The 18086-nt window shown below is 34.9% G+C and carries 14 protein-coding genes; 12 read left to right on the top strand and 2 right to left on the bottom strand.

What is annotated here, in order from left to right; all coding sequences use genetic code 11:
- Positions 1-309 precede the first annotated feature (309 nt).
- Complete coding sequence (locus L323_RS39855) at positions 310-2049, top strand: ABC-F family ATP-binding cassette domain-containing protein (RefSeq protein ID WP_020817278.1); 1740 nt, start codon at positions 310-312, stop codon at positions 2047-2049.
- A 341-nt stretch (positions 2050-2390) separates the two neighbouring features.
- On the opposite strand, the gene L323_RS39850 is transcribed toward L323_RS39855, so the two are convergent.
- Positions 2391-2981: a hypothetical protein gene (locus L323_RS39850; protein ID WP_020817277.1), complete on the bottom strand. Its 591-nt coding sequence runs from the start codon at positions 2979-2981 to the stop codon at positions 2391-2393.
- Positions 2982-3435: 454 nt separating this feature from the next.
- Here L323_RS39850 and L323_RS39845 point away from each other — a divergent pair, with 454 nt between their 5' ends.
- Positions 3436-4920 carry a dockerin type I domain-containing protein gene (locus tag L323_RS39845; protein ID WP_020817276.1) on the top strand — a complete coding sequence of 495 codons (1485 nt, stop codon included), beginning with the start codon at positions 3436-3438 and terminating at the stop codon, positions 4918-4920.
- 86 nt (positions 4921-5006) lie between these two features.
- Here the strand turns inward: L323_RS39845 and L323_RS39840 are convergent, their stop codons facing one another.
- Positions 5007-6062, bottom strand: coding sequence for a right-handed parallel beta-helix repeat-containing protein (locus tag L323_RS39840; protein WP_020817275.1), 1056 nt, complete (start codon positions 6060-6062; stop codon positions 5007-5009).
- Between the two features lie 440 nt (positions 6063-6502).
- Here L323_RS39840 and L323_RS39835 point away from each other — a divergent pair, with 440 nt between their 5' ends.
- From L323_RS39835 to L323_RS39795, 10 genes are all read left to right on the top strand, one after another.
- Positions 6503-7378, top strand: a complete 876-nt coding sequence (locus tag L323_RS39835; RefSeq protein ID WP_020817274.1) for a peptidoglycan-binding protein — start codon at positions 6503-6505, stop codon at positions 7376-7378.
- Positions 7379-7840: 462 nt separating this feature from the next.
- Positions 7841-9400 carry a B12-binding domain-containing radical SAM protein gene (locus tag L323_RS0121305; RefSeq protein ID WP_031342575.1) on the top strand — a complete coding sequence of 520 codons (1560 nt, stop codon included), beginning with the start codon at positions 7841-7843 and terminating at the stop codon, positions 9398-9400.
- 31 nt (positions 9401-9431) lie between these two features.
- On the top strand, positions 9432-10055 hold the full coding sequence (locus L323_RS39830) for a LysE/ArgO family amino acid transporter (protein ID WP_020817273.1): 624 nt from the start codon (positions 9432-9434) through the stop codon (positions 10053-10055).
- Between the two features lie 38 nt (positions 10056-10093).
- Entirely contained in the window at positions 10094-11860 is a 1767-nt protein-coding gene (locus L323_RS39825) for a non-ribosomal peptide synthetase (RefSeq protein ID WP_020817272.1), read from the top strand.
- A gap of 23 nt (positions 11861-11883) precedes the next feature.
- Positions 11884-13281, top strand: a complete 1398-nt coding sequence (locus tag L323_RS39820) for a hypothetical protein (protein ID WP_020817271.1) — start codon at positions 11884-11886, stop codon at positions 13279-13281.
- Positions 13282-13302: 21 nt separating this feature from the next.
- Entirely contained in the window at positions 13303-14466 is a 1164-nt protein-coding gene (locus tag L323_RS39815; protein WP_020817270.1) for an endoribonuclease L-PSP, read from the top strand.
- 28 nt (positions 14467-14494) lie between these two features.
- A complete protein-coding gene (locus L323_RS39810; RefSeq protein ID WP_020817269.1) occupies positions 14495-15283 on the top strand; it encodes an ABC transporter permease in 789 nt (262 codons plus the stop codon).
- A 24-nt stretch (positions 15284-15307) separates the two neighbouring features.
- Positions 15308-16291, top strand: coding sequence for an ABC transporter ATP-binding protein (locus L323_RS39805; RefSeq protein ID WP_020817268.1), 984 nt, complete (start codon positions 15308-15310; stop codon positions 16289-16291).
- A gap of 18 nt (positions 16292-16309) precedes the next feature.
- Entirely contained in the window at positions 16310-17107 is a 798-nt protein-coding gene (locus L323_RS39800; RefSeq protein WP_020817267.1) for an ABC transporter permease, read from the top strand.
- Positions 17108-17137: 30 nt separating this feature from the next.
- On the top strand, positions 17138-18055 hold the full coding sequence (locus L323_RS39795; protein ID WP_020817266.1) for a 3-oxoacyl-[acyl-carrier-protein] synthase III C-terminal domain-containing protein: 918 nt from the start codon (positions 17138-17140) through the stop codon (positions 18053-18055).
- The last annotated feature ends 31 nt before the right edge of the window (positions 18056-18086 follow it).

Below are 18086 nucleotides of genomic sequence, written 5' to 3'. Positions count from 1 at the left end.
TTTACAAACGGTAGCTATTTACCAATATTTAACATATTAAGAATTATATTACATGTATTTTATATTGTCAAGTTACGTCTTTATTCTGTCTCCTTAAGAGCAGTCCTCTCTAAAACATGTGACTAACATATTAATGTTTAAATATAAAAATGATTGAAATTAGTTGTAAAAGATGTTATTCTGTCAACGGTAAACTGAACACTAAAATCGATTTTGTTAACTACATATTATTCAATTGCAATAGGGAATATTATATTAGAAAGAGCTTATTTAATAGGCTCTTCTTTAGTTATAAAGAAAGGTAATACTATGATAAAAGTTAATAATTTATCCTACTCATTTCCGCAAAAAGATTTATTTAAAAATATTTCATTTACATTAGAAGATGGTCAACATTGCGCTTTTGTAGGAACAAGCGGCAGTGGAAAAAGCACACTGATAGATATACTGATGAATCCGGAAAAATATACGTACGATGGCGAGATAGATATGGAACCAACTTGTAGGGTTGGGTATGTAAGTCAGTTTTCACAACTAGACAAGACTAAAGAAACAACAGTTTTTGAATATTTATTAGAAGAATTTACTAAGGTACAAAATGAAATAACATCTATTTGTACTGCAATGGAAACATCTTCGGAGATTGATTCTTTACTGGAAGAATATCAACTAGCATTAGATGTATTTGATTCAATTGGTGGGGAAGATTTTGAAAGCAATGTCAATAAGAAATTAAATCTTGCAAACCTAACCAAGCTTAAGCATCAAAGGGTATCTGAACTTAGTGGTGGGGAATTCAAACTTATTCAAGTAATCAAGGAAATGCTTAGTAGTCCAAATTTAATGATAATGGATGAACCTGAAGTATTTTTAGATTTTGATAATCTTAATTCTCTTAGAAATCTAATTAATAATCACAAGGGAATAATGCTGATTATTACACACAACAGATATTTACTGAACCATTGTTTTAACAAAATTATTCACCTTGAAAATATGGAGCTTCAAGAGTTTAATGGAAGATATCTTGATTATAACTTAACATTACTTCAATCTAAAATTGAGTTACAAGAAATTACTGCCGCTGAGAATGAAGAAATTGAGAGAAATGAGGATGTAGTCATTAATCTTAGAAAAATTGCAACTTTTAATGCTGATGCCTCCAGAGGCAAAGCGCTAAAAGCAAGAGTTAAATATTTAGAAAGATTAGAAGCACGTAAAATTAAAGCCCCATTTGTAGATATTAAGCAACCAAATATCAGCTTTGATATAGAGGATGAAATCGAAGACACCGTTGTTTTGAAAGTCAATAGTTGTAGTATCGCCTTTGATGAGTTGCTTTTAGAAAATGTTAACTTTGAGATAAAGTCTACCGATAAAGTAGCTCTCGTAGGTTCGAACGGTACCGGGAAAACGACTTTATTACGAGAAATCTATAAAAATAATAATGATTTAATTGAAATAAATGATAACGCTAAAGTAGCCTATTTATCTCAGCTTCAAGGCGAAAGGCTAAATGAGTCTAATACCATATTTGAAGAATTGTTCGATGCTGGGCTTAAAACCTATGACGATATCAGGTCCTATATTTCAAACTATGGTTTTGAAGGAGAAATTCTCAATCAAAAGATAGAAGAATTATCTGGTGGAGAAAAAAATATGCTTCAATTAGCTAAAGTTTCTGCCAGTAAAGCTAACCTATTGCTTCTGGATGAACCGACAAGTCATTTAGACACATACTCACAAATGGCATTGGAAAAGGCTATTCAAAACTATAAAGGTGCTATTCTAATGATTTCTCATGATTTCTATACTATAGCAAACTGTATGGATTATGTTTTGATCATTGAAGATAAGACAATTAGACAAATAAGTATACGAAAATTTAGAAAAATGATTTATGCTAGTTATTTTGATAAAGACTATTTAGAGATAGAACAAAAGAAAAAATTAGTAGAGACCAAAATTGAATTAGCTTTAAAGGATAATAATTTTGTACGTGCAAATAAATTGTGTCTAGAACTAGAAGATTTGATTAAGATGCTTTAAAACATTAAAATCAAATAAAGCGCAGTCATTAAACATATAATGGAAATGGAAGAATAGCTCAATCAAAAGGTAACATTGGGTCGCATGTAGTTAATGGAGATTTTGCAACGTACTCATCTATTGCAACTTTTGATTCTTTAAATACTGTACCCCAATATTTGACTCTAAATATAATAGATTCTAGTGAAAGTAAAATATTAGACAATGTAAAAGATATTTTGTTAAGTACGAAATTAGATTTGAGGGCTAATGATAAGTAGTTAATAATTTGATGCCTTTTACCATATATTTTCCCATTCAGATAATTAATCCGAATGGTTCTATTTTTTCATGGACAAATATCAGGCAACTTTGCCTCTTTCATCGCCACTTTTATTTTTAATTTTTTCATAGAAGCTGTCTGTTGCCGGATAACACCCCGGACATGCTTTTCTAAACTTCTCTAAAACGTAATCACCATTTGCCGGATTATATAAATATTGAAACTGTTCCCTGATTATCTTATTATCAGCTACACCATTATGACTTGCACTTAGAACCGATTCCAACATGTTTAAATAGCAAATTATAATCCATCGAAGTTCGGAACTTTCCTCCATAGTCAGCTTTCTTTCGTATTCTTTACCTGCTTCTAAGTTGATTGATAATAGTTTTCTGATTTTACTGCAAAGTTCCGTCTCATTTTCATTAAAAATAACTTCTTCCTGATTAATAAGACTTCTTGCCTGTTTCTCATCAAATTTTTCCACATATTTTCTGGCAAGACTTGACTTTCGATTACTACTTAGATTTATACTCCACTGCATTACAAGGTCCAATGCCTTTTCACGTCTTGAACGTTCATGGTCCTTTCTGATAGTGTATAAAACCGTGACGGCACTTATGATTATTGCCGTAATACTTATTATCATTGTTAATATAGATATCCACATATGTATCTCTCCTACGCTTACCTTTTATAGTATACAGATTTGTCAATATTATAGCACAGTTTGAAATTTATCCCAATAAAAGTTATTCTGGGTTCAATGCTTTTTGAAGTTCCACTCTTACTTATATCATTCTTGGTAATAATGGAGATTATTTCAAATATAACGTATAATTAAAACAAAGGCTAGATTGTTGCTTTATATCAAAAATAGGAGGTGATACTTCAAAAGCAACAGCCAGTTATATGATTCTTCTTTCTTGAGTTTACCTGCATTATTCTTTGCATAACTCTGCCGAATACTCATTTTTTTACTATCCATATAAACATTTTCATTTTATTTATACTAACCGGTTTCATAAAGGAAAGGCTGTTGATTTGGTTATACGAAAGCAGCAAGACCGGCTTTTTAATCAGCCGATTTATGGTTGAAATATTATTTATAGGAGATGAAAAGAATGACTTCGAGCTTTAAAAGGACGATTAGTGTTTTAATGGTTTGCTTGGTTGTATTTTCAATGGTATTTGTTGTTCCTGTGTCTGAGGTCTTTGCAGCCAGCGATGTAACAGTAAATCTATCTTCAGAAAAGCAAGTGATTCGTGGCTTTGGCGGAATGAACTACCCTGCTTGGCAAGGTTCAGATTTGACAGCTGATCAAAGACAGACTGCTTTTGGTAATGGAAACGGTCAGTTGGGTTTTTCTATTTTAAGAATACATGTAGACCCGGATAAAACTACTTGGTCTAAAGAAGTGGATACTGCAAAAGCAGCAATTAAAAACGGTGCAATAGTTTTTGCTTCACCATGGAATCCTCCTTCTGACATGGTTCAGACTGTTAATGGTCAAAAGCATGTTATCCCGGCAAAATACGGTGCATATGCACAGCATCTCAACGATTTTGTTGCGTACATGAAGGAAAACGGTGTTGATTTGTATGCTATTTCAATCCAGAATGAGCCGGATTACGCAAATGAATGGACCTGGTGGACTCCGCAAGAAATGCTTACTTTTATGAAGGATTATGCCGGAACTATCAATTGCAGAGTAATAGCGCCTGAATCCTTTCAATATATCAAAAGTATGTCAGACCCTATTTTAAATGATCCTCAGGCTCTTGCCAATATGGATATTCTCGGTGCTCACCTTTATGGTACTCAAGTGAGCAATTTCCCTTATCCACTCTTCAAACAGAAGGGTGCAGGAAAAGATTTGTGGATGACGGAAGTTTACTATCCTAACAGTGAAGCTAATTCCGCCGATCGCTGGCCGGAAGCTTTGGAAGTTGCAAACCATATGCACAATGCAATGGTTGAAGCTGAGTTCCAGACATATGTGTGGTGGTTTATCCGCAGACAATACGGCCCCATGAAAGAGGACGGTACCATGAGTAAACGTGGTGCCATGATGTCTCAGTTCTCAAAGTTTGTTCGTCCCGGATATACAAGAGTTGACGCAACCAAAAATCCTGATACCAACGTTTTCGTTTCCTCCTATAAAGGGGATAACAAAGTTGTTATTGTTGCAATCAACAAAGGCACTTCTGCAATAAGCCAAAAATTTATTATGCAAAATGGTGCTTCAGCATCAGCAACAAAGGTAGCTACATGGATAACTGACAGCAGCAAGAATGTTGCAGCAGGTTCAGATATTAATGTATCAGCAGGTACATTTACAGCTCAACTTCCTGCTCAAAGCGTTACGACCTTTGTTGCAGACCTTGGAACTCCAACACCGGTTATTAAATTAGGTGATATTAATTCGGACGGCGATATAGATGCATTGGATTTAATGGCTATGAAAAAGCATCTTTTAGGAGTGGAAACCTTGGTCGACATAAAGCCGGCTGATGTAGATGCCAGCGGAACAGTAGACGCATTGGATTTCTCACTGCTTAAACAATACTTGCTGGGTAAAATAACTACTTTCCCAGGTAAAATTTAAGTATAATCCAAATAATCAAATACTATCTGATTTATAATACAAGCCCCCAAGAAAGGGAATTAACTTTCTTGGGGGCTTAGATTATGTTATTCAAAAGTAGTTCCTGTAAAATCAACATTAAGAAAAAGATTGGGGTCAAATGAGTTGTTATTTTTGAATTTACAATTTGTAAATTTAACGCCATTAGATAAACTTACCGTCAAAACATCACTTGATGTATTATCAGATATCTCACATTTGTCGTATACAATATTTGTTGAAGAATCAATTTCAATCAAATTAAAGTTTTCACACTTTCTGATTACACTATTGGCAAAGACGAAATCATTGCAATCATATAATGTCATAGCTCCATATGTACACTCTTCAATTATGGAATTATTAAATTTCAAATTCTCAGTATCTTTTGCTATAATCCCGTAGGTTCCACATCCATATAAAATGCTGTTTGATATATCTATATCCTTTGATACATCAAAGTTAAATACACCTCCTACACACTCACCCTTCTTTATGGTATGCCCGGCTTTAATATTCTTTATAGATATTTTTCTGGAGTTTGTAAATGTCAGAACATTTGCATATCTTGGCTCAACAACTATTTCAACGGGTTTATCCCCTAAACCTTCCAACGTCAGATTATTAATCTCATCCAGAATTAATTCATTACCGTCGTAAACACTTTCCCAATATATATTTTTACTTTTACTGGAATCCTGATTTAAATCGGAAATATTATAAATTCCCGGTTTCAGCTTAATATGTTTATTAGAACCAAGTGCGTCATATAGTTCATTAACATTGTAAACCGTTACTTCTTCAGCCTTTGTATCGGGTTTTCTTCCTATATAAATACTCTTTGCCTTTCCATCCCAACTAACGTCTTTTCCAAGGGCCTTACTTAATGCTGCAACAGGTAGATATGTAATTCCCTTTGAAATAAAAGGCTTAATATCTTTACCGTTAGCGTCCTGAGGTTGGAAAAGGGCTCCATCTACATAGATTTTAATGTTATCATACATAACTGATAGCTTGCTTTCAATAGGCGCTGCAAAAACTGTTACTCCCAATGCAAATACCCCTATGATTATTGAAAATATTATTCCTGAAAAAAAGCCTTTAAGTCTATCCTTGTTTTTCATTTATACACCTCCATAAATAAATGTTTTATAATATTTTACCATATATTAACAAACATGGGCAATGATAAAACCGAGCATTAAACTTTAATTGTAATAGAGTGGCTGTTTTAACACCGGTACTCCCGTATAAAATTATATCAATGATTGCTTCCAAGATATTTGCAAGAGTTTCTAGCGGCTCATCTTAGGATATCCTACCGTCGCTCACATACATGGTCCATGATTAATTGTTTCGCTAAAACCTACATCATGTAAGTCTTCCGGTAAAATATCCGTGTTCAACCATAATGTGATATGAAGTTGTTAATTATCAGTTTTTTACACTTAATATAGTGAGAGAATAATTGAATTTAGTCGCAGAGGATTAGGGATAAATTCTTTGCATACTGATATCCCATTCATTTATTTGTTTCATAATCAATCATTTAGGGAGGATTACTATGGGAAAAATTGAAATTGCAACACAGTGGATGATTGACTTGGCAAATGATAACACCCACGGTTACGATCAAGGATATAGGTGGGGTGAGTATGGTGACTATGATTGTTCTTCTGCCGTCATTACTGCCTGGCAGACTGCAGGTGTGCCGGTAAAAAGCAATGGTGCGACTTATACCGGTAATATGAAAAATGTTTTTCTTAACACCGGTTTTTCTGATGTAATATCATCGGTAGTGCTATCAAGCGGTTCTGGGCTGATACGTGGAGATGTGTTACTAAATACATCTTCACATACTGCAATGTATATCGGAAACGGACAAATCGTTCATGCGAGTATAAATGAAAACGGTACTGTAACCGGAGGACAAGCAGGAGATCAAACGGGAAAAGAAATTTGTATCAGAAGCTATTATAATAAACCATGGGATTGTATTCTCAGATATAATGAAGGAAGTACTCCCCCAACAAATGGTAATGCCATTATACAAGAGGGACAGGTTCAAGCTAACAAATTTACCGGTTCTAGCATTGCTACTGATGGCATAAGAGGGGCTGAAACAAAAAAGGCAGGTATTAAAGTTTTACAAACTGCCATGAATTTAGATTATAATGCAGGTCTTGTTGTTGATGGTATTTGGAGTACTACATCAAGTAATGCTCTTGGAAATCATTATGTAACCAGCGGAGAAACTCAATACATGGTCACCGCAGCTGAAATTCTGGTAATGTTACGTGGATATAATCCAAACGGTGTGGAATATCCGGGAATATTTGGCTCTGGACTAACATCAGCAATAAATTCATTTAAAAGTGCCAATGGGTTACCTGCAAATGGAGTATGTGACAGCTCTACATTTCTTTCACTTATTAGTTAATAAGTGAAAAGCTTATTAAAATTTAAAACTCAGCATCAATCCTGATGTTTACACAAAATTTGAAACGTTCTTCAAAGAGCAGGAGTATAACAGCTTCTGCTCTTTCATTATATTTATACCTATGAAATATGTAAACAACTCCAACATTGGAACATCCCGTCTTAACAAGTGAAACACCTTGTCAGTAATATGCTTTTTAATGCAACTTTACTTTGCTTAATTAGTGTATTTTGACACTATCTTATATTGTTCACCGTTAAATTACTCTGAATGAATACTACCCCAAAAATGTTACAACAAAATAAATGTAAATAAATAAAAAAATAGTTGATAACTGGTAAAATGAGTAATATAATCAATAATATAATTAAAATTGGAAGATATGTTATTTTGTAGCAAAATCTAGGGATAGAAAAAGGGGATAAAAAATAAGGGATAAAAAGAGGAATAGGAGTAGAGAATATGCTGAAAAGAAGACCTATAATGGAAATAATGGAATCTACAAAACAGAATGATGTCATATTTATACAACCGCATCTATTAACAGATGAGTTAAAACACGAACAAAACAAGATAGTTGTAGAATTCTGGGAAGCAATGCATAAACATGCCGTTTTATTAGGCGATATTCCATCGGAGCCTAATCATGGTATTTTTTTTATAGCGGGAACTTTACTGAAGGCAGGGTATGCTGTTGATGCTCTTGATTTTTACGCTTATGACCGTTATCTGAGATATAAGGAAGGAAGAAAGATTGAGTACAGTGATATTGAAAATGCAATAAAGACTAAGAATGCAAGAGTTTATGCCATATCTTCTAAAACCGTTGCAATTAACAGAGCTATTGAGATTGCAAGAATAATTAAAAAGTTCCACCCGGAAGCAATCACAGTTTTTGGAGGGCTCCATCCCACACTTTATGGTGACGAATTGTTGAAAGAGCATTCTGATGTGGTTGACTATGTTTCCAGAGGAGAAGGAGAGGAAAGTACTCTTGAATTTATGGAATACCTTGATGGAAAGAGAGGTATTGAGGAAGTCAAGAACCTGATGTATATGGGCAAAGATGGCAAGGTTGTACATAATCCACGCAGGCTTGTTACAGATGTTGACATAGACAATCTTCCATTTCCGGCATATGAATTGATTTGTCAGGAGTCAAGCCCGATTGTACCGAGAGTTCTTGCTGCAAGAGGCTGCCCGCACGGTTGTGCCTTCTGTACTATTACTCACTATTATGATAGAAAATTTAAGCTGAGAAGTCCTGAATCGGTTATAAATGAAATACAATATATGAAAGATAATTTTGATATTGAATTTTATTGCATGGGTGATCTGACCTATTCAATTAATCGTGAATATGCACACCAGATTTGTAATTTGTTGATTGAGAGAAAATTAAACAATATCAAATGGTGGTGTCAGACAACTGTTGGAAGATTGAATGCGGAGGATCTTGCTTTGATGAAGGAGGCAGGATGCATTCAGGTAGCCTTTGGAGTAGAAGCTGAAGACCAAAGCATATTAAATAACGTTGATAAACCTCATGCAGCAAGTAAGACTGAGGTACAATGTCAACTCGTTAAAGATGCAGGGATGACAGTTCAAACATACTGGTTAATCGGTTTGGGCGGAGATACCAAGGAATCTGTTGAGCATAGAATACAAAAGATTAAGACCTTTATTGAGACAGGTTTGACAGATTCAATACATATTTCAGTTCCTGTTCCATTCCCCGGAACTCCTATATGGTATGAGCCTGAAAAGTATGGATATACAATAAATCATACTGATTTTAGCAAATACTGGATGAACTGTGATGAGTTAGGGTATGGAAAGCCGGTGTTAAATACTGAAAAATTATCGGCAGACCATCTTTATATGTATTGGCAGTTAGCATTATCTACTGCAACGGCAAGTTTTGAAAAAGTTGCAAAACAGCAGGCCAACCATTTTGCTCACTTCCAGCCTAAAGGATTATTTACACCTAAAAGCGAAAGTGAAATGCCTGCATTTGCATAAAGACTTTTATAGATTGGTGAATTAACAGAGTATGGTGCATATATTTTCAATTGCCAGTTACGGATTTTGGCTTTCGATAAGTCTGATATTGCCAATAGGTCCACAGAATATGTTTATTTTATTACATAGCCTTACACAGAAAAACATAAAGCATGATTTTATTATTGCAAGTGCAGCAGCCTTATCCGATACAATTTTGATTTTTTTAGGTGTTAGTGGATTCGCAAATATAATATCAGAAAACAGGATTGTAATATATGCACTGTATATTTTCTCCGTAGGATTCCTTACGTATATTGGAATTGGCCTTTGGCGAAGAAAGTTACAGGTTGAGCAACTAAAAGGCGAAGCCTTTAACAAGAATCTGTTACGGAAAAGTATGCATATATTTGCTATATCAATGTTTAACCCACAGGCTATTTTAGATACTGTTGTGGTAATAGGCATTGCATCCGTTGACTACAACAATACCGCCGATAAGTTTGTATTTGGTTTAGCATGTGTACTTACATCTTTTATATTTTTTTACACTATTGTAATCATAGGAAAACTGGTTAATTCCAACATAAGCCAAAGAAATTATAAGTTGTTGGATCGCTTATCTGCAATCCTTATGTGGATTTTTGCTTGCAGAGCGTTAATTAAGCTTTTTTAAAAGCTAGGTCTTTATAGTTGATTTGAAGGAGGCTAGCTGTGAGTAATGCTAATATAATAACTTTATTTGATAAAGCTGTGGAAATATATAAGAATGAGCCTGCGATTATTTTCGAAGGAAAGACCATAACATATCATGAGTTAGAAAATAATATAAACAAGCTGGCTGAATTATTAATACATAAAAAAATAAAAAAAGGTAATTATGTTGGTGTTTGCATAAGAAAATCACCTGAACTGATATATGCCGCAATGGCAGTTCTGAAATTAGGTGCGGTTTATGTGCCGTTAGCTCCTGAGTATCCTGTGTCCAGAACAGATTATATAATTAAGGATGCCGGTATTGATTCACTCATTGTCAATTCTGATATGCGTGATAAGTTTAATGTGAAAAATGTAATTTGTCCCACAGAAGGCCTCTCTGAAACAAATGTCCCTAAAATAGCAACTGAAATAATGCAGCATGATGACTTAGCTTACGCTATATATACCTCTGGTACAACTGGAAAACCCAAGGGGGTTATGATACATTGCGGAGGTTTTCTGAACAGGATTCAGTGGCAGAGAAAATATTTTAACGTTGATTTCAAGGATAGAATTTTACATAAAGCACCTATAGGCTTCGATATTTCTTTATGGGAGATGTTTTTACCCTTAGTATCCGGTGCATCTTTGGTTATCTCCAAAGAAAACGGATATATGGATGTTGAATATATCATAAATCTTATAGAGAGTACTCGGGTCACAATCTCTCAGTTTGTTCCTTCAATTTTACGTATACTTGTAGAATATACAAATACCAATGGCAGTAGTAAGCTGGCCTGCTTAAGAAAAATCGTTAGCAGTGGAGAAGAACTTACTTTTGGTCTGCTAAAGGCATTTACACAGTATTATCCTGACATAAAGCTATACAACTTTTATGGACCTACAGAGACTTCTATCTGTGTTACATCATGTTGCCTGAACGAATGTGAAAGCAAAAGCTATGTTCCCTTAGGTGATGCCATAGATAATATGGAAGTATTTCTGCTGGATGATGACAACAGGCTGATTATGGATAGTCATATTAAAGGTGAAATATGCATAAGCGGAATAGGAGTAGGAAAGGGCTACATTAACAAGCCTCAGGAAACGGAGTATGCATTTTGCAAACACTACAGCAGAGAGGGCGAGGTAATGTACCGAACCGGTGATATAGGCTACTACTGTGATAATGACCTTGTATATGTGGGACGTAAGGACCAGACAGTTAAGATAAGAGGAAATAGGGTAGATTTAGGTGAAATCGAAGTAAAAATATGTGAAATACGTCAGATAGAGGCTGCGGTTGTAAAATGCTTTAAGACAGAACAGGAATCACAGATATTGGCGGCTTTTTATAAGCCGGTTAATAAGGATTCAGATAGTTTGAAAATCCAGGAACTCTTAACAGAGTATTTAAAAAATGAATTACCTGCATATATGCTCCCTCAGCAATATATTAAAGTTGATGAGTTTGAGCTTACGTCAAACGGCAAAATTGACAGGGAAAAGCTTAAGCTTAAAGAAAAAACATCCCGGATAAGTGTAAATAACGGCTTCTACCCGGATAGGGATAAAAAAGCAATAATAACAGAGCTTTTCACAAAATACCTGAATTGTGAGATTTCTGAGGATGATGACTTCTTTATTTTAGGAGGGTCTTCTCTGGAAGCAATCAGGATGATTATGGAAATTAATAATGAACTGAATATTTCGTTGAAATACACAGACGTAATGCTGGACCTTACCGTTAACGGTATAGTTAATGCATGTGATTCAGTGTGAATATAAGGCGCAGGAGGTTAGACATGTTTGAACTCGATGTTAAAGTTATTACTCGGGAGCTTAGTTTTGAAAACTTCAAATCCCACTTTACCAAACCTCTGATATACTACATGGTTAATAAAAATGATGATATGTCATTTTTTATAACGTATGTGCTTGTTGATTTTAATAATAATAAAATGACATATATTTATTCATATAGTAACAGTAACAAACGAATATTGGATATGCAGGACGAAATAGAACGGTACCATATGTCAAAGTGTCCACATAATTCAATACAAGTTAAGGAAAATGAGAGTTTTTTGACCTTCAATGAGGATGAAAAATTCTTTACTTTTATTAACTACGTTGAAAAAAAGATGTATGTCTGTACAATGAAGGATTTAATACCTGAGTCAGAAATTAAGTTCGAAAAAATCAGCCATACATTTTATAAAGACGATACTGATGCATCGTATTTTTATCTGTCTGCGGTAGATACTGAGCAAATACTACATATCTATAGAATATCCCTTGATCTGAAGGATATTACCGAGGTTAATTCTTTCGAAGGAAAGCCAATCCCTCCTCATGTATTACGGAATCATAAGGACTATTTTTTCTTAAGTGATGAGTTCCGCTACTCACAATTTGAGCTAACAAAAAAAAATAAGATTGTTACGCAGGACGAGCTAAGTCGTATGTATTTTAAGCTATCCATAAAACTTAATGTCGGACGTGAGGTTCCGATGAGTTTTCGTGAGGAAAGAGCGGCATTATATCAGGAGATGCGTAGAAAATATGGAATAAAGTGCATGCAAGGCAGGATTATGATGATCAACCGCAAAACCAACGAACAGACTTACTACAATACTACAGGTGGGAGTCCTGCTCACTTTGAAATCGACAGCCAACAAAATTGCGTCTATACCTCTGCTCACAATTTTTTTGGAGTAAAAGACGGAGTTATCTATTTCGAGCCGGCAATAATAGACAAGTTTGAAATTGTTGAGGACAAATTGGTACATAAGGGAGCATTCAGCTATGAAAAGGGATATCGTTACACGTCCCACAAGATATTCAGTGTAGACGGAAAAACGTATATCTGTACATTCGGTCAGCCCAACAGACTGATTTTCGCTGATGCAGATACAATGGAGCTTTTGTTTTATGAGGATATAGGAGAAGACGAGCTGAGCAGTCAGGATGATGTCAGTTTATATATAAACTCTTGCGGAAACAACACCGAGATTATTGCTATTGAGGTTTCACCGGATAACAGGCTCATAGTTTTTGTAGACGGCACATATCTATATTTATATGATTTTGAAAAACGCCAGATTTGTAAGAAAGTCAGTCATGGATTTGATACCGGAAAAGATGGAATCAACATGGAGGACTTTAAGATCAGAACAGTGCATTTTAACTACTTGAGCTAATATTACGATTAGGAGAAAAATATGAAAATAGAGATTAAAGAATCAAATGAAAACTATAATTTGTATGTAAAATCAGTTGACGGAAAGCAAGTATTTATCACGATTGCAAATCAAAATAAAGACCAAAATATATTGAAGACCGCTTCACTGCTATACAAAAAAGCCTATGAGATATTAACCAAGTATAACATAACAGTATTTCATGAAAGGTTTTTCGGAACCAGCAAGTATTATCATGACGTACAGAAAATAAGGGCTGAAGAACTAAAACTGAATACCCAGGACAAGTGTTTCAGTTATATTGAAGGCTCTCCTTATTGGGGTGAAGGAATATCAGGTATTAACATACACGGTATCATTTTATGCGATGAAGAGATTAAAGATGTGGAGTTCAACGGAATAGTCTGCGGGAAGCTGTATAAAACCGATGCTGTGGACTATATGCTGGTACACACGGTTCATGGCAATAAGGAAAGTGACTACTATGGACAGACATATGAGATGTTCCAATCAATGATTCAAGTGCTTAACAAATACGACTTCCAACTCAAAAATGTTATAAGAACATGGATTTATCTGGATAAAATTTTATTACAGTACGATGAGTTCAATAAAGCACGTACAAAAGTATTTTTAGAAAACGGGTTATGGTCTGATTCCGTAGATGTTGATAAGACCGAAGAAATATACATGCCTGCAAGCACCGGTATCAGCTGCGGCAATCCCCACGGCCTGACTGTAATCTCAGACGTTTTGGCTATAAGAACTAAAAATAGTGAAAAATTTAATTTCTCAAGTGAATCGGGTAAGGACCAGAAGTCTGCAATGCGCTACGGATCTGCTTTTTCAAGGGCTATTCTGCTGGATGACAAGACAAGTAGATACGTTTATTTATCCGGTACGGCATCAATTGATGACTCGGGGAATACAGTATACCTTGACGATATCGGATTGCAGATTGATAAGACATATTCTGTAATTGATGCCCTGTTGGATATAAGCTCAATGAAATTAAACAACATGGTTGAAGGAACGGTATTCTTAAAAAAAGCAGAGTACATAGATGTATTTATTGAATACTGCAAAAGGCGAAATATTGAGCTACCCGCTCTGATTACAGTTGCAGACGTGTGCAGGGATAACTTGCTGTTTGAAATGGATGGAACATTTGCAGGTGGGTGTTAGGTATTTATGATAAAAGGTGGAACAAGAAATGTTAAGATATTTTAATATTATAGTTAAATTTTTAAAATATGCATTTATTCAGGCTTTGGAATATAAGGCTAACTTTATTCTGGGAGGCTTGTTTGAGTTCTTGTGGGTAATTTTAAATGTAATATTTTTTAAGGCATTATATCAAAATACCACTTCCATTGCAGGATGGTCAGTAGATGAAGTACTGTTACTGGTATTTATATGCGGACTTGTAGATAGTGTACACTCATTTTTCTTTGCATCAGGATTTATTGACATACCAAACCTGATACGGCAAGGAAATCTGGATTTACTTTTATTAAAACCCATTAATAAAAGATTCTTTCTGTCTTTTCGGTTAATCAATGTGGGTCAGATTTTAAATGTAATCTTCAATGTGGTAATGATTATAATTTATACAAACAAGATTACCACAAATTTAAGCCTGCCCAATGTATTGTTGTTTATACTGCTGATAATAAGTGCACTGATAATAGTAAATGCCTTCTACTTCTCATTATCCATGCTGGCTTTCTGGGTTATCAAAGTTAATGCGATTATAGGCTATTCACAGGAATTATTTACAGTAGGTAATAAACCTATTAATGTGTACCCGAAAATGATACAGAAAATATTTACTTATTTGATACCTTTGGGTGTAGCATTCAGTTATCCGATTTTATACCTATCCCATAAGTTATCGACTTCCAGCTTAATTGCCGGATTTGCAATTGCAGTTATCTTTTTTGCATTATCCCATGTTTTATACAGACGAGGTATAAAAAAGTATACAAGCGCTACCAGCTGATGATTTATATAAGGGGAGGTAACAATGAAGGTCATAAATGTAAAAGATATTTCAAAAACATATCAATATTATAAAAAACAAGAGGGAATAAGAGGAAGCTTAAAAAACCTGATACATAAGGAAATCCTCAGTAAGGAAGCTGTCAGGAATCTCAGCTTTTCTATAGAAAAAGGTGATATGGTAGGGTTTATTGGGATGAATGGAGCAGGTAAAACTACAACTTTGAAAATGTTATCCGGAATTTTGAAGCCTACGTCCGGTGAAGTTGATGTTTTAGGATACAATCCCTTTGATAAAAAGAACGATTTTTTAAAGAGAATATCAATGGTAATGGGCAGTAGAAGTCAACTGTGGCTTGATATACCTGCAATAGAGGCGTTTGCCCTAAATAAAGAAATCTACGGAATTGAAGAAAAACAGTATAAAGATACACTGGACGAGTTGGTTGAGCTGTTAAATGTGGGTCAATTAATCAACACTCAGGTAAGGAGATTGTCTCTGGGTGAAAGAATGAAAATGGAGTTGATTCTTTCATTACTGCATTCGCCGGAAATTATTTTTCTGGATGAACCCACTATAGGTTTGGACGTTGTATCACAAAATGTTATCCGCAAGATGCTTAAAGCCTACAACCAAAAACATAATATTACAATAATACTAACCAGCCATAATCTGGATGATATTGAGACAGTGTGCAGCAAGCTTATGATAATAGACTCGGGACAGTTGATGTTTAATGGACAGCTGGAGGATTTTATTCAAAAGCAGACATCCACAAAAATTCTCAGGATTAAATGTTCCAGAGACCCTGCCAGAATTAAGGCGGTAATGGGAGAACACAGGGTTGAAATACTCAGTGAAGATAACGAGAGAATGAATGTAAAGGTAAGCAAGGAAAGTGTTATGCAGCTGACAAATATATTGATGAGTGAATGTATGAATGACATAAAGGACATCAGTATAGAGGAGGCAGACATGCAGGAGATTATCTGTAATTTATATATATAGTATTGGAGAAATTTATTTATGAATAAGTATTTAAAAATCATGAATACTAGTTTGCAAAATAACATGGAATACAGATTTCAGTTTATGACTACAATTATCTGCTCCTTCATTCCGTTTGCTGTAAACTCATTAATCTGGTTGTCTATCAATAATTATTCATCTGATCTTTATGGGTATTCGTTAAATGAAATATTTACCTATTATTTTATTATGATGATTGTTAACAACCTTTTGCAATGTGATATTGCTTATACGGTTTGTGATGATATAAGATCCGGGACTATTATACCTTATTTGTTAAAGCCTTTGAACTATATGGGTTATCACTTGTTTAACGAATTGCCCAGAAAAGTAGTGTTTATTTTATGGGGAGCTGCTCCCACAGCAGTTTTATTCCTATTTATCAGAAAATCACTTACCCTGAGCTGGGATCCGATTTTGCTTGTTCAGTTCATGGTCAGTCTTATTATCGGAATACTCATCAGCTTTCTGCTGTACTATTTATTGGGATTACTGGCTTTTACTTTTTCTCAGGTTGGAAACTTTATTATGGGGTATGGTGTTTTGCTAACAATAATATCAGGAAAAATATTTCCCCTAACACTTATGCCCGGGGTTGTTAGAAGAATTTTGGATTTTACGCCTTTTCAATATACGGCATATGTGCCGGTAACTATTTTGCAGAACAAGTACGATGGCTATACCGAGGTATTTGGCGTAATATTGCTGGGGATTGTCTGGATTGCCGTATTATATGGAATTTGCCGATTGCTTTGGAAAAACGGATTGGACAAATATTCTGCATTCGGCGGTTGATAACAGAGGTTAATGGGTGTAGGGGGAGAGATGGATACATACATATCTAATATAAGCTATGCTACAGGTGAACAAAGGGAAATTGTATCATTGTCAGGTAATGGAGTAGATGAACGGACCATTGCAATGTTCTCAAAGTTCGGACTTAAGTATTACCGGGAATTCAACGGGTCAATTTATGATCTGGCAGTAAAGGCAGCTGAACAAACTCTTAAGGAGCATCACAATCAAATAGAGGAAATGATTTTTACCACAGGAAGCTTTCATACCCAACCCGAGCCGTATAACAGAATCTCAAACATTAGAGAGTTGAACACGGTAATTAACAAACTGGGGATAGCTGCTTATCCATATGGAATATTTCTATCTGATTGTGCAAATGTAATCTCTGCCATACATATAGGAAAGAGTTTACTGTCTGAGAATCCGGATAAGGATATACTGATTGTTTCATCAGATGTTACAGGTAAAACGGAATCGAGAATTGTACCACCTGGTTCTTCAATAAAAAGCGACGGAGCGGGGAGCTGTATAATATCCGGTAAACCCAATGGAGCCAGCTTTATGATTCTGGCAGTTAAACAGTATCATAATAGCAGAATGCTGAATAATTCAGGGTTTGCAAATTACTCTATTGAACTTATGAAAAGTATGGACTTCATTAAAGATGAGTTCTTTAATGAGGGCTGTGACAACTACAAATTAGTACTGGTGAATAACTATAGCACCGGGTTTGCCAGAAGTTTGGCAAAACAGATAGACATTCCCATAGAAATAGTATATACGGAGCAAATTGCCGGTTATGCTCATTGCTTTGCATCAGACATATTCATAAACTTATCAAAATTGATTGCAGACGGGGGTATATCCGATGGAGACAATATTCTTGCCATTGCATCAGGGCCCAGTTCTATCAGTGGAATAAGCCTTAAATATGTTAATAAATAACGGGTATTAAAATAAATCTATTAAAATATAT

Origin of the sequence: Ruminiclostridium papyrosolvens C7, assembly GCF_000421965.1 — a bacterium.
In the GTDB taxonomy this organism is placed as follows: domain Bacteria; phylum Bacillota; class Clostridia; order Acetivibrionales; family DSM-1351; genus Ruminiclostridium; species Ruminiclostridium papyrosolvens_A.
This window is presented reverse-complemented; position numbering and strand designations above follow the sequence as displayed.